10 protein-coding genes are annotated in these 14,056 nt (G+C 65.6%); 7 read left to right on the forward strand and 3 right to left on the reverse strand.

Features of this window, described 5'->3' with window-relative positions; translation table 11 throughout:
- Positions 1–11 precede the first annotated feature (11 nt).
- The 6 genes from sucD (at position 12) to CIT40_RS01950 (ending at position 8,257) form a co-directional block, all read left to right on the forward strand.
- Complete coding sequence (gene sucD, locus CIT40_RS01925) at positions 12–896, forward strand: succinate--CoA ligase subunit alpha (protein ID WP_094890720.1); 885 nt, start codon at positions 12–14, stop codon at positions 894–896.
- 137 nt (positions 897–1,033) lie between these two features.
- Positions 1,034–4,015 (forward strand): 2-oxoglutarate dehydrogenase E1 component, encoded by a 2,982-nt coding sequence (locus CIT40_RS01930; RefSeq protein ID WP_094890722.1) that lies wholly within the window; start codon positions 1,034–1,036, stop codon positions 4,013–4,015.
- Between the two features lie 160 nt (positions 4,016–4,175).
- Entirely contained in the window at positions 4,176–5,420 is a 1,245-nt protein-coding gene (odhB, locus tag CIT40_RS01935) for a 2-oxoglutarate dehydrogenase complex dihydrolipoyllysine-residue succinyltransferase (RefSeq protein WP_094890724.1), read from the forward strand.
- Between the two features lie 52 nt (positions 5,421–5,472).
- Positions 5,473–6,234, forward strand: coding sequence for an SDR family oxidoreductase (locus tag CIT40_RS01940; protein WP_094890726.1), 762 nt, complete (start codon positions 5,473–5,475; stop codon positions 6,232–6,234).
- Positions 6,235–6,291: 57 nt separating this feature from the next.
- Positions 6,292–7,692 carry a dihydrolipoyl dehydrogenase gene (gene lpdA, locus CIT40_RS01945; protein WP_094890728.1) on the forward strand — a complete coding sequence of 467 codons (1,401 nt, stop codon included), beginning with the start codon at positions 6,292–6,294 and terminating at the stop codon, positions 7,690–7,692.
- Between the two features lie 34 nt (positions 7,693–7,726).
- A complete protein-coding gene (locus CIT40_RS01950) occupies positions 7,727–8,257 on the forward strand; it encodes a hypothetical protein (RefSeq protein ID WP_094890730.1) in 531 nt (176 codons plus the stop codon).
- A 116-nt stretch (positions 8,258–8,373) separates the two neighbouring features.
- Here CIT40_RS01950 and CIT40_RS01955 read toward each other — a convergent pair whose 3' ends face one another.
- Both CIT40_RS01955 and CIT40_RS01960 read right to left on the reverse strand, forming a co-directional pair.
- Positions 8,374–8,964 (reverse strand): DUF4337 domain-containing protein, encoded by a 591-nt coding sequence (locus CIT40_RS01955; RefSeq protein ID WP_094890732.1) that lies wholly within the window; start codon positions 8,962–8,964, stop codon positions 8,374–8,376.
- A gap of 113 nt (positions 8,965–9,077) precedes the next feature.
- Complete coding sequence (locus tag CIT40_RS01960; RefSeq protein WP_094890734.1) at positions 9,078–10,043, reverse strand: tyrosine recombinase XerC; 966 nt, start codon at positions 10,041–10,043, stop codon at positions 9,078–9,080.
- 112 nt (positions 10,044–10,155) lie between these two features.
- On the opposite strand from CIT40_RS01960, the gene CIT40_RS01965 reads away from it, so the two are divergent.
- Entirely contained in the window at positions 10,156–12,366 is a 2,211-nt protein-coding gene (locus CIT40_RS01965) for a primosomal protein N' (RefSeq protein WP_094890735.1), read from the forward strand.
- 795 nt (positions 12,367–13,161) lie between these two features.
- On the opposite strand, the gene CIT40_RS01970 is transcribed toward CIT40_RS01965, so the two are convergent.
- Complete coding sequence (locus CIT40_RS01970) at positions 13,162–13,665, reverse strand: septal ring lytic transglycosylase RlpA family protein (RefSeq protein ID WP_094890737.1); 504 nt, start codon at positions 13,663–13,665, stop codon at positions 13,162–13,164.
- Positions 13,666–14,056 lie beyond the last annotated feature (391 nt).

A 14,056-nucleotide genomic window follows, 5' to 3' on the forward strand; every position in this document is an offset into this window, starting at 1 on the left:
GCGGAAAACTCATGTCCATCCTGATCGACAAGAACACCAAGGTCATCTGCCAGGGCTTCACCGGCAAGAACGGCACCTTCCATTCGGAGGCCGCGATCGCCTATGGCACCAAGATGGTCGGCGGCACCTCGCCGGGCAAAGGCGGCGCGACCCATCTGGGCCTGCCGGTGTTCGACACCGTGCGCGAGGCGCGTGAGAAGACCGGCGCCGATGCGTCGGTGATCTACGTGCCGCCGCCGGGCGCGGCCGACGCGATCTGCGAAGCCATCGACGCCGAGATCCCGCTGATCGTCTGCATTACCGAAGGTATTCCTGTCATCGACATGGTGCGCGTGAAGCGCTCGCTGGCCGGTTCCAAGTCGCGCCTGATCGGGCCGAACTGCCCGGGCGTCATGACCGCCGGCGAGTGCAAGATCGGCATCATGCCCGCCAACATCTTCAAGACCGGCTCGGTCGGCATCGTCTCCCGCTCGGGCACGCTGACCTATGAGGCCGTGTTCCAGACCTCCCAGGAAGGCCTCGGCCAGACCACCGCGGTCGGGATCGGCGGTGACCCGGTCAAGGGAACCGAGTTCATCGACGTGCTCGAGATGCTGCTCGGCGACCCCAAGACCGAGTCGATCATCATGATCGGCGAGATCGGCGGTTCCGCCGAGGAGGACGCCGCCCAGTTCCTCAAGGACGAGGCGAAGCGCGGCCGCAAGAAGCCGATGGTCGGTTTCATCGCCGGCGTAACCGCACCTCCCGGCCGCCGCATGGGCCATGCCGGCGCGATCATTTCGGGCGGCAAGGGCGACGCCGGTTCCAAGACCGACGCGATGAAATCGGCAGGGATTACAGTGTCTCCGTCTCCCGCCCGCCTCGGCCACACGCTTGCCGAAAAGTTGAAAGGCTAATTCACTTCTTCGTACTTTTCCGGGCGAAGTTTCGCAGCAAATAGGGTAAAGGGTGCCTGTCGCGCCGAGCCTCTGCCGGGGAGCTCGGTGCCAGCGCCGTTTGTTATGCGCGAACCGAAATTGCCAGGAACTCCAGTATGTCTCGCCAGGACGCGAACGCAGCCTTTGCCCTGTCATCCTTTCTGCAGGGTACCAACGCCACCTACATCGACGAAATCTACGCCCGCTACGAGAAGGACCCGTCCTCGGTCGATGCCGAGTGGCAGGAGTTCTTCAAGAGCCTGAACGACCAGCCGGCCGACGTCCGGAAGAACGCCGCGGGCCCGTCCTGGGAGCGCGCCAACTGGCCGCTGACCCCGCAGGACGATCTCACCTCCGCCCTCGACGGCAACTGGGCCGAAGTCGAGAAGGCGATGGGTGCCAAGATTGCCGCCAAGGCGCAGGTCAAGGCAGGCGACAAGGGAGGCGATAAGGGCGCCGGCCTCTCTTCCGCCGACCTGCTTCAGGCGACGCGCGATTCCGTCCGCGCCCTGATGTTGATCCGCGCCTATCGCATGCGCGGCCATTTCCACGCCAAGCTCGACCCGCTCGGCATCGAAGCGCCCCGCAACCGCGAAGAGCTCGATCCGCGCACCTACGGCTTCAGCGAAGCCGATTTCGACCGCAAGATCTTCCTCGATCACGTGCTCGGTCTCGAATACGGCAGCCTGCGCGAGATCACCGCGATCTGCGAGCGCACCTACTGCCAGACGCTCGGCGTCGAGTTCATGCACATCAGCAACGCCGCGCAGAAGGCCTGGATCCAGGAGCGCATCGAAGGCCCGGACAAGGAGATCTCGTTCACCCGCGAAGGTCGCCGCGCCATCCTGATGAAGCTGGTCGAAGCCGAAGGCTTCGAGAAATTCTGCGACACCAAGTTCACCGGCACCAAGCGCTTCGGTCTCGACGGCGCTGAATCGCTGATCCCCGCGCTCGAGCAGATTATCAAGCGCGGCGGCAATCTCGGCGTGAAGGAGATCGTGCTGGGCATGCCGCATCGCGGCCGCCTCAACGTGCTCACGCAAGTGATGGGCAAGGCGCACCGCGCCCTGTTCCACGAGTTCAAGGGCGGCTCGGCCAATCCCGACGCGGTCGAAGGCTCCGGCGACGTCAAATATCACCTCGGCGCTTCCTCGGACCGCGAGTTCGACGGCAACCGCATCCATCTGTCGCTGACCGCCAACCCCTCGCATCTCGAGATCGTCGATCCCGTGGTGCTCGGCAAGGTGCGTGCGAAGCAGGACCAGCACGGCGATCCCCCTGATATGCGCATCTCCGTGATGCCGCTCCTGATGCACGGCGACGCCGCGTTCGCCGGCCAGGGCGTGGTCGCCGAATGCTTCGGCCTGTCCGACCTGAAGGGCTACCGCACCGGCGGCTCCGTGCACTTCATCGTCAACAACCAGATCGGCTTCACCACCTATCCGCGTTACTCGCGCTCCTCGCCCTATCCGTCTGATGTGGCGAAGATGATCGATGCGCCGATCTTCCACGTCAACGGCGACGATCCGGAAGCCGTCGTGTTCGCGGCCAAGGTCGCGACCGAGTTCCGGCAGAAATTCCACAAGCCCGTCGTCATCGACATGTTCTGCTATCGCAGGCATGGCCATAACGAGGGCGACGAGCCGGCTTTCACCCAGCCGGTGATGTACAAGAAGATCGCGGCCCATCCGTCCACGCTCGAACTCTACGCCCGCCGCCTGATCAGCGAAGGCGTGCTGACCGAGGGCGAGGTCGACAAGGCCAAGGCGGACTGGCGCGCGCGGCTCGATGCCGAACTCGAAGCCGGCTCCGGCTACAAGCCGAACAAGGCCGACTGGCTCGACGGCAAGTGGGCGGGCTTCAAGATCGCCGATCAGGAAGAGGATGCGCGACGCGGCGTCACCGGCGTCGACATCGCCACGCTGAAGGATATCGGCCGCAAGATCACCAAGGTGCCGGATGGTTTCCGCGTCCACCGCACCATCCAGCGCTTCCTGGAAAACCGCGCCAAGGCGATCGACGGCAATGCGGGCATCGACTGGGCGACCGGCGAGGCGCTGGCGTTCTGCACGCTGCTCAACGAGAACCACCATGTCCGCCTGTCCGGCCAGGACTCCGAGCGCGGCACCTTCTCGCAGCGTCACTCGGTCCTGATCGACCAGGAGGACGAGAGCCGCTACACGCCGTTCAACCATCTCGGCAACGAGCAGGGCCATTACGAGGTCATCAACTCGCTGCTGTCGGAAGAAGCCGTGCTCGGCTTCGAATACGGCTACTCGCTCGCCGAGCCGAACACGCTGACCCTCTGGGAAGCCCAGTTCGGCGATTTCGCCAACGGTGCGCAGGTCGTGTTCGACCAGTTCATCTCCTCGGGTGAACGCAAATGGCTGCGCATGTCCGGCCTCGTCTGCCTGCTGCCGCACGGCTATGAGGGCCAGGGGCCGGAGCATTCCTCGGCGCGTCTGGAGCGTTACCTGCAGATGTGCGCCGAAGACAACATGCAGGTGGTCTACCCGACCACGCCGGCGAACTACTTCCACGTGCTGCGCCGGCAGCTCCATCGCGAGATCCGCAAGCCGCTGATCCTGATGACGCCGAAGTCGCTGCTGCGCCACAAGCGGGCGGTGTCGCGCATCGAGGAGCTTGCGAAGGGAACGACGTTCCACCGCATCCTCTATGACGACGCCCAGATGCTGCCGAGCGAGGCGATCAAGCTCGTTCCGGACGAGAAGGTCCGCCGCATCGTGCTGTGCTCCGGCAAGGTCTATTACGACCTCTACGAGGAGCGCGAGAAGCGCGGCATCGACGACATCTACCTGATGCGCGTCGAGCAGCTCTATCCGGTGCCGCTGAAGGCGCTGGTGGCCGAGCTGTCGCGCTTCAAGAAGGCCGAAGTGGTGTGGTGCCAGGAAGAGCCCCGCAACATGGGTGCTTGGCACTTCATCGAGCCCTATCTGGAATGGGTGCTGAACCAGGTGAACGGCGCGAGCCGGCGTCCGCGTTATGTCGGCCGCGCCGCTTCCGCCGCGACCGCCACGGGTCTGATGTCCAAGCATCAGGCTCAGTTGAAGGCGTTCCTGGACGAAGCACTGAGCTAGGCAATTTCAAACTGGGTCATGCCCCGCGAAAGCGGGGCATCCAGTACTCCGCGGCATTCGTTCTGATCACCGACGTCACGGCGTACTGGATCGCCCGCATTCGCGGGCGATGACATCTGTGAATTCATGACCGCACCGGCGATCCCTTAAGGAAAAGACCATGACTGAAATTCGTGTGCCGACGCTCGGCGAATCCGTCACCGAGGCCACCATCGGCCGCTGGTTCAAGAAGGCCGGCGACCCCGTCGCCGTCGACGAGCCCCTGGTGGAGCTCGAGACCGACAAGGTCACCATCGAGGTCCCGGCGCCCTCCGCGGGCACGCTGAGCGAGATCGTCGCCGCCGACGGCGCGACCGTCGCGGTCGGCGCGCTGCTCGGCCAGATCACCGATGGCGCCGGCGCGGCCAAGCCCGCTGCTGCGCCCGCCAAGCCCGCCGCTGCCGCTCCTGCCGCCGCTGCTGCTTCCGCGCCGGCGCCCAGCGCGCCGAAGGCGCCGCCGGCCGACGCCCCGCTCGCTCCTTCCGTGCGAAAACTCTCGGCCGAGACCGGCGTCGATGCCTCCACCGTTCCGGGCTCCGGCAAGGACGGCCGCGTCACCAAGGGCGACATGCTGGCTGCGATCGAGCGTGCGGCCTCGGCGCCGACCCCGGTCAACCAGCCCGCCGCCGCCGTGCAGGTGCGCAGCGCCTCGCCGGCCGACGATGCCGCCCGCGAAGAGCGCGTCAAGATGACCCGGCTGCGCCAGACCATCGCGCGCCGTCTCAAGGACGTGCAGAACACCGCGGCCATGCTCACGACCTTCAACGAGGTCGACATGACCAACGTGATGGCGCTGCGCGCGCACTACAAGGATGCGTTCGAGAAGAAGCACGGCTCCAAGCTCGGCTTCATGGGCTTCTTCACCAAGGCCGTCGTGCAGGCGTTGAAGGACATCCCGGCCGTCAACGCCGAGATCGACGGCACCGACCTGATCTACAAGAACTACTACCACATCGGCGTCGCCGTCGGCACCGACAAGGGCCTCGTCGTGCCCGTGGTGCGCGACTGCGACAACAAGTCGATCGCCGACATCGAGAAGGGCATCGCCGATTTCGGCCGCCGCGCCCGTGACGGCCAGCTCAAGATCGACGAGATGCAGGGCGGCACCTTCACCATCACCAATGGCGGCATCTACGGCTCGCTGATGTCCACGCCGATCCTGAACGCGCCGCAGTCCGGCATCCTCGGCATGCACAAGATCCAGGAGCGGCCGATGGTCGTCGGCGGCAAGGTCGAGGTCCGCCCGATGATGTATCTGGCGCTGTCCTACGATCACCGCGTCATCGACGGCAAGGAAGCCGTCACCTTCCTGGTTCGCGTCAAGGAGAGCCTGGAAGATCCGGCGCGCCTGGTGCTGGATCTCTGATCCCTGTTGCTCTGCGAGCGCCGTCGCTCTTTGCGACGGCGCATGACGAACCATGGAGGCGCGCGTGACCGATAAAGTCGTTGTCATCACCGGCGGCAGCCGCGGCATCGGGCGGGCGACCGCGCTTGCGGCGGCTGCGCGCGGCTACCGCGTCGTCGTCGGCTATGCCAGCAACAAGAAGGCCGCCGACGAGGTGGTCGCGCTGATCGAGGCCAGCAACGGCAAGGCGGTCGCGGTGAAATGCGATGTCGCCGAGGAGCGCGACATCGTCGATCTCTTCAAGGAAGCCGACAAGTTCGGCACCCTCGGCGCACTCGTCAACAACGGCGGCATCGTCGGGACAAGCGGCGTGCGCGTCGACGAAATGTCGGCCGAGCGCATCCAGCGCGTGATGGCGGTCAACGTCACCGGCTCCATCCTCTGCGCGCGCGAGGCCGTCAAGCGCATGTCCACCAGGCACGGCGGCAAGGGCGGCGTCATCGTCAATTTGTCGTCGGTCGCTGCCAAGCTCGGCGCGCCCAACACCTATGTCGATTACGCCGCGTCCAAGGGCGCGATCGATTCCTTCACCACCGGCCTCGGCTTCGAGGTCGCAGGCGAAGGCATTCGCGTCGCGGGCATCCGCCCCGGCCTGATCGACACCGAAATCCACGCCTCCGGCGGCGAGCCCGATCGCCATCATCGTCTGGCCCATATGGTGCCGATGAAGCGCGTCGGCACCGCCGACGAAATCGCCAACGCCATCGTCTGGCTGATGTCGGACGAGGCCTCCTACGTCACCGCAGCCACTCTCGATGTGTCCGGCGGACGCTGACGCGCCGCGCGGACGCTGACCTGATCTCATCACGCTAAACCTACGGGATTTTCTCTCATGGCACCCTACGATCTCGTCGTCATCGGCACCGGACCGGGCGGTTATGTCTGCGCGGTGCGCGCCAGCCAGCTCGGCATGAAGGTCGCCGTCGTCGAAAAGAACGCAACCCTCGGCGGCACCTGCCTCAATGTCGGCTGCATGCCCTCGAAGGCGCTGCTGCACGCGTCCGAGATGTTCGAGGAAGCCGGGCATTCCTTCGCCAAGATGGGCGTATCTGTTTCCGCGCCGAAGCTCGAACTGCCTGCGATGATGAATTTCAAGCAGCAGGGCATTGACGGCAACGTCAAGGGCGTCGAGTTCCTGATGAAGAAGAACAAGATCGACGTGCTCAAGGGCACCGGAAAGATCCTGGGCACCGGCAAGGTCGAGGTCTCCGCCGACGGCAAGTCGCAGGTGGTCGAGACCAAGAACATCGTGATCGCAACCGGCTCCGACATCGCGCGCCTCAAGGGCATCGAGATCGACGAGAAGCGCATCGTGTCTTCGACCGGCGCGCTGTCGCTCGACAAGGTTCCCGGCAAGCTGCTGATCGTCGGCGCCGGCGTGATCGGCCTCGAGCTCGGCTCGGTGTGGAAACGGCTCGGCGCCGACGTCGTCGTCGTCGAATTCCTCGATCGCATCCTGCCCGGCATGGACGGCGAGATCGCCAAGCAATTCCAGCGCATCCTCGAGAAGCAGGGGTTTGCATTCAAGCTCGGCGCCAAGGTCACCGCCGTCGACACGTCGGGCAAGACGCTGAAGGCGACGATCGAGCCCGCCGCCGGCGGCGCCGCCGAGACGCTGGAAGCCGACGTCGTGCTCGTCTGCATCGGCCGCGTGCCCTACACCGAGGCGCTCGGTCTGAAGGAAGCCGGCGTCGCGCTCGATCCCCGTGGCCGCGTGCAGATCGATTCGCATTTCGCCACCAGCGTGAAGGGCGTCTATGCCATCGGCGACGTCGTTGCAGGCCCGATGCTTGCGCACAAGGCCGAGGATGAAGGTGTCGCGGTGGCCGAGATCATCGCAGGGCAAGCCGGCCACGTGAATTACGATGTGATCCCGGGCGTCGTGTATACCACGCCGGAGGTGTCCTCCGTCGGCAAGACCGAGGAGGAACTGAAGCAGGCGGGCGTGGCTTATACCGTCGGAAAGTTTCCGTTCACCGCCAACGGCCGCTCCAAGGTCAACCAGACCACTGACGGCTTCGTGAAAATTCTCGCAGATGCGAAGACCGATCGCGTGCTCGGCGTTCACATCATCGGCCGCGAAGCCGGCGAAATGATCCATGAGGCCTGTGTTCTCATGGAGTTTGGCGGCAGTGCGGAAGATCTCGCGCGCACCTGCCACGCGCATCCGACCCGCTCGGAGGCCGTCAAGGAGGCTGCGCTTGCAGTCGGCAAGCGGGCCATCCATATGTAGCGACGCGCCCAGCGCCGAATCGGGCGGGAAACATATGTTGCGCCGCCTTCTTCAACCGGTCTGGGTCCTGCTAGCGATCGTCTTCCTGATCGAAGCCTGGCTATGGGACCATCTCGAGCCTGTCGTCGCGCGGGTTGTCGCCATCGTCCCGCTGGCCCGCTTCAAGCAATGGCTGGCGGAACGCGTCGATGCGCTGTCGCCGGCGATGACGTTGATCGTGTTCGCGGTCCCCATCGTCCCGCTGTTTCCGCTCAAGCTGGTCGGCCTGTGGCTGCTCACGCATGAATACTGGACCAGCGCGGTCTTCACGATCGTTTTCGCGAAGATGCTCGGCGTCGGCGTCACCGCCTTCGTGTTCGACGTGACGCGCGACAAGCTGCTGGAGATGCGCTGGTTCGAGCGGATCTACGATCTGGTGCTGAAGCTGCGCGCCAAGGCGTCCGAGCTGGTCGACCCGATCAAGCGCCGCATCCGCGAGCTGATCGCCGGCAATGGCGAGGGCTGGTCGTCCCGCACGCTGCGTCTGATCCAGCGCTTCAGGAAGAGCGTGCACCAGGCGCGGTGAGTGTCTCCGCAATGACGGCGCCGTAGCCCGGATGAGCGCAGCGACATCCGGGATTCTTCGTCGCGACTCCCGGATATCGCTGCGCTGATCCGGGCGACAGGTGCCGCCTCAGCCTCTCAATGCAAATGCAGCAGATGCGGCCACCACAGGCCGAGCGCCGTCATGAGGATGCCGCCGAGCGTCAGGATGCCGGCGACATAGGCCAGCGCGAACATGCCGGTGATGATGGTGGCCGAGGCCAGCACGATGCCGATCTGGAAGGCGGCTGAGGCCAGCTCGAAATGATGGTACTTCGCGGTCGCCTCGTCGCGCTCGTGCTCGGCATGCTTGGCCTTCTCGGCGAGCTGCTCGGTGCCTTCGCCGGTCTCCGGCTCGGAGCGGTAGCGCTGCGCGGTCTTGGTCCAGTCGTCGATCTGCTTCTGCACCACGGCCTTCATGGCGTCGTCGGTGGTGCCGGCCAGCGTCAGCTTGCCCTGCTCGGCCGCGGTCACCACCACCGTGCGGCGGATGCTCTTGGCCTGGAAGAACGCCCAGAGATTGGCGCCCTCGACGTTCTTGCTGATCGATTCGGTCTGGGCGCCCTTGCCGAGCGTCTCGGAGATCGCCAGGAAAAGCGCCAGCACCGCAATTAGGAGCGCGATCTTCTTGTTCGAGCCGGACGCGTGTTCGGCGTGCTCGGCATGCTCCATGCTTTCATGTGCGCTCATAAGTCTCTCCTGCCTCGGTTCCGCAACGATTGACCGAACCGCGCGGCCTGCGCAAGGGGCACGCGCGCCAGGAGAACTCGCTATGACAGCTTCATGTCAGGAATCGGCGCCGGTCAACGCCGCGGATGCGCGCTGGCATAGACCTCGAGCAGGCGCTCGGAATCGATGCCGGTATAGATCTGCGTGGTCGAGAGCGAGGAATGGCCGAGCAATTCCTGGATGGCGCGCAAATCCCCGCCGCGCGACAGCAGATGCGTGGCGAAGGAATGCCGGAGCGCGTGCGGCGTCGCGCTGTCGGGCAGGCCGAGCGCGCCGCGCAGCCGCTCCATCGCGAGCTGGATGATGCGAGGGCTCAAGGGGCCGCCGCGCGCGCCGACGAAGATCGGGCCTTCGGCGGGCAGCGGATAGGGGCACATCGCGGCGTAGTCCTGCACGAGCTGCAGCACGTTCTGCAGCACCGGCACCATGCGGGTCTTGTTGCCTTTGCCTGTTACGATCAGGACGTCGCCCTCGCCGGGACGCGGCACCTCGCGGCGCTTCAGGCCGAGCGCCTCGGAGATGCGCAGGCCGGAGCCGTACAACAGCGCCATCACCGCGGCATCGCGCGCCAGCACCCAGGTCTCGCGATCCTCGCCGGCCCGCTCGTCGGCGTCCGCCAGGCGCTTGGCCGATGCCATCGGCAACGGCTTCGGCAAGGTCTTGGCGACCTTCGGTGCGCGGATCGCCGAGAGTGCGCCGACCTTGCCCTTGCCCTCGCGCTCGAGGAAGCGGCCGAACGAGCGCAGGCCGGCCAGCGCGCGCATCAGCGAGCGGCCGGCAATGTCGTCGGCGCGGCGCATCGCCATGAAGGCGCGGATGTCGGTGGCCTCCAGCGCGGCGAAGCGCTTCAGCGTCACGCGTTCGCCCCAATGGCTGCAGAGGAAATCCAGGCACTGCCGCAGATCGCGGCCATAGGCTTCCAGCGTCTTCGGCGACAACCGCCGCTCGGCGCCGAGATGCGACAGCCAGCGCGCCATCTCCTGCGCGATCGAGGGATCGGCGCTGGCGAGCTCGAGTGGTGGGGCGGCGGCTTTGCTCATGCGCACTGGACGTGATGATTCCACTCAGTATATCGCATCACACTCGTTTATCGTTCGCTAAGGCGGCCCCCGGGCGCTAGCCTTCCAGCCCCCGGGTTCCGATTCTCCGTTCATGGATCACACGCCGCGCAGCACCGCCGCCCCCACCCACGCGACCGGCATGGTCGACGTGCTGGTGCCGGTCGCGCTCGACCAGACCTATTCCTACAAGGTGCCGCGCGGGATGGAGCTGAAGGCGGGCGATCTCGTCGGCGTGCCGCTCGGCGCGCGCGAGGTGCTGGCCGTGGTCTGGGGGGAGAACGCCAATCCCGATCCGCGCCTGCATAACCGCCTCAAGGAGGTCAGCGAGAAGCTCGATATCCCGCCGCTCAAGCCCGAACTGCGGTCGGTGGTGGATTGGGTCGCCAATTACACGCTGAGCCCGCGCGGCATGGTGCTGCGCATGTGCCTGCGCATGGGCGAGAATCTCGGCCCCGAGCGCGTGCGTCCCGGCGTGCGCCTGGTCGGCGATCCCCCGAAGAGGCTGACGCCGGCGCGAGCGCGCCTGATCGAGGTGCTGTCGGACCGGCTGCTGCACGGCAAGTCGGAGGCGGCGAAAGAGGCGGGCGTCTCCGCAGGCGTGATCGACGGCCTCGTCGACGAAGGCACGCTCACGGTCGAGCCGATGCCGCCGCCCGCACCACCACCCAGCCCCGATCCCGATTTTGGCCGTCCGGATTTCTCGCCGCTGCAGCGCGCCGGCGTGGACGCGATGCGCGCGCTCGCCGCCAATGGCAGCTTTCACGTCGCGCTGCTCGACGGCGTCACCGGTTCGGGCAAGACCGAGGTTTATTTCGAGGCCGTTGCCGAAACCATCCGTCGCGGCGGGCAATCGCTGATCCTGATGCCGGAGATCGCACTCACCGGCCAGTTCCTCGACCGCTTCGCGCAACGCTTCGGCGCGCGGCCGATCGAATGGCATTCGGAGCTGACGCCGCGCACCCGCGCCCGCAATTGGGCGGCGATCTCCGCAGGCACCGCCCCGGTCGTGGTCGGCGCACGCTCGGCGCTGTTTTTGCCCTACGCCAATCTCGGCCTGATCGTCGTCGATGAGGAGCACGACCAGGCCTACAAGCAGGACGAGGGCGTGCATTACCACGCCCGCGACATGGCGGTGGTGCGCGGGCATATCGCCAGGATCCCGGTCGTGCTGGCTTCCGCGACGCCGTCGGTCGAGTCGGAGGTCAATGCGCGCAAGAACCGCTATCAGCGCATCGCGCTGCCCTCGCGCTTCGGCGGGCAGCACATGCCGCATATCGAGGCCATCGACCTCAGGCGCGAGCCGCCCGCGCGCGGCCGCTATATCTCGCCGCGCTTGGCCTTCGAGATCAGAAAAGCGATCGAGAGGCGCGAGCAGGCGCTGCTGTTCCTCAACCGCCGCGGCTATGCGCCGCTGACGCTGTGCCGTGCCTGCGGCCATCGCTTCGCCTGCACCATTTGCGATGCCTGGCTGGTCGATCACCGTTTTCGCCAGCGCCTCGTCTGCCATCATTGCGGTTTCTCGATGCCGCGTCCGCATCTCTGCCCGAACTGTTCGGCGGAGGAATCGCTGGTGGCCGTCGGGCCCGGCGTCGAGCGTCTTCAGGAGGAAGCGGCGGCGCTGTTTCCGGACGCGCGCACCATGGTGCTGTCGAGCGATCTCATCACCTCGATCGAGACGATGCGCAGCGAGCTTGCCGAGATCGCGGAGGGCCGCGTCGACATCATCATCGGCACGCAGCTGGTGGCCAAGGGCCATAATTTCCCGCGGCTCAATCTGGTCGGCGTGGTCGATGCGGATCTCGGCCTCTCCAATGGCGATCCCCGCGCAGCGGAGCGCACCTGGCAATTGCTCAACCAGGTGATCGGCCGCGCCGGCCGCGAGCAGGGCCGCGGCATCGGCTATCTCCAGACCCACCAGCCCGATCATCCCGTGATGAAGGCGCTGATCGCCTGCGACCGCGAGGCCTTCTACGACAGCGAGATCGACCTGCGCGAGCGCACGCTGTATCCTCCGTTTGGCCGGCTCGCCAGCCTGATCATCTCCGCCGGCGACCGCCCGAGCGCCGAAGGCCTCGGCCGTCGCATCGTGGCACTCGCCCCGCGCGACGAGCGCGTCGTGGTGCTGGGACCGGCCGAAGCGCCGCTCGCCGTGATCAAGGGCCGCTACCGCTTCCGCATCCTGGTGAAATCAGCGCGCGGCTTCGACCTGTCGGACTATCTGCGCAACTGGCTCGCAGCCTGCCCGAAGCCGACCGGCAATCAGAAGCTCGAAGTGGATGTGGATCCGCAGAGCTTTTTGTAGCGGTCACCGTCTTTCCGCAATCACCGTCGTCATCCTGAGGTGCGCGCCCAGGCGCGCCTCGAAGGATGGGCCGCAAGCGACCGTAGCGCATCCTTCGAGGCTCATCCTGCGATGCCAGGGCATCGCAGGATGAGCGCCTCAGGATGACGACGGAGCGCGTGGCAGCAATGACAGCACGTAAAAAAGCCCGCGGTCCCCCAAGACCGCGGGCTTGTTTCAGGCGCGCAGCAAGCTGATGGAAATCCGCAGAGCTTTTTGTAGCGGTCACCGCCTTTCCGCAATCACCGTCGTCATCCTGAGGTGCGCGCCCATGCGCGCCTCGAAGGATGGGCCGCAAGCGACCGTGGCGCATCCTTCGAGGCTCATCCTGCGATGCCAGGGCATCGCAGGATGGGCGCCTCAGGATGACGACGGAGCGCGTGGCAGCAATGACAGCACGTAAAAAAGCCCGCGGTCCCCCAAGACCGCGGGCTTGTTTCAGGCGCGCAGCAAGCTGATGGAAATCCGCAGAGCTTTTTGTAGCGGTCACCGTCTTTCCGCAATCACCGTCGTCATCCTGAGGTGCGCGCCCATGCGCGCCTCGAAGGATGGGCCGCAAGCGACCGTAGCGCATCCTTCGAGGCACATCCTGCGATGCCGGGGCATCGCAGGATGAGCGCCTCAGGATGACGACGGAGCGCGTGGCAGCAGTGACAGCACGTAAAAAAGCCCGCGGTCCCCCAAGACCGCGGGCTTGTTTCAGACGCGCATCAAACTGATGGAAATTGCGCGTTTATCGTCAGTGCGTCGAACGCCTCAGGAGACGACTTCCGCGGTGACGCGGCCGACGCCGGCGCCGGTGAGGCCGATGGCGCGGGCAGCGCCCGTGGAGAGGTCGAGAACCCGGCCACGAATGAACGGGCCGCGGTCATTGATGGTGACGATGACGCTCGAGCCGCGGTGGGTCACGCGCAGCTTGGTGCCGAACGGCAGCGAGCGGTGTGCGGCGGTCAAGGCGTTCTGGTTGAAGCGCTGGCCGGAGGCGGTGCGGCTGCCGGACTCATTGCCGTAATAGGAGGCCATGCCGGAGAAGCTGCGGCCCGAGCCCTGTGACGGCGTCATCGACGCATTGGCGTTGCGCCAATCGGAGGTGACGTTGGTATCGGCCTGGGCGTGGTGGCGGTGATGATGATGATACCGGTGATGCCGGGATTTGGCGGAAGCTTCGGTGGCGGTGGCACCGATCAGGAGAGTTGCGGCAACGAAAGCGATCGCCGTACGCGGCCGGGTCACAGAGCCCAGCGTCTTCAAAGACAGCATTTAGTGGTCCCTAAGCTAGTATTGCCACATATGTGGCCAGTGGAGCCCCCATCAGTTTGTGAGCGGTTTGGCGTTTCGATTCCTAATGCGGCGTGAATTGGGCAGTAAATCCGTTCTGTGTCGTCACGAAACATCTTGTTACTGGCACCGATGTTGCAGCTGATGTTTTGAATTCTTCGGCTTTAACGATTATTTAACCTAATTATTACTGGCTAATACTGTAAAACGAAGTCATCACTCGTGGCGTTTAGAATTCGGTAAGTATTCGGCGAGTGGAGCGAAGCGTCGCGGAATCACGGCCCAGCGAGCTGTGTTCATGGCCGCTATGCGCTGAGGGCAGGAACCAACCGGGTGGCGACCGGGGCGGAGGCCCGCGACAATTCCGTGGTGC

The sequence above is a fragment of the Bradyrhizobium amphicarpaeae genome (assembly GCF_002266435.3).
Taxonomy (GTDB): domain Bacteria; phylum Pseudomonadota; class Alphaproteobacteria; order Rhizobiales; family Xanthobacteraceae; genus Bradyrhizobium; species Bradyrhizobium amphicarpaeae.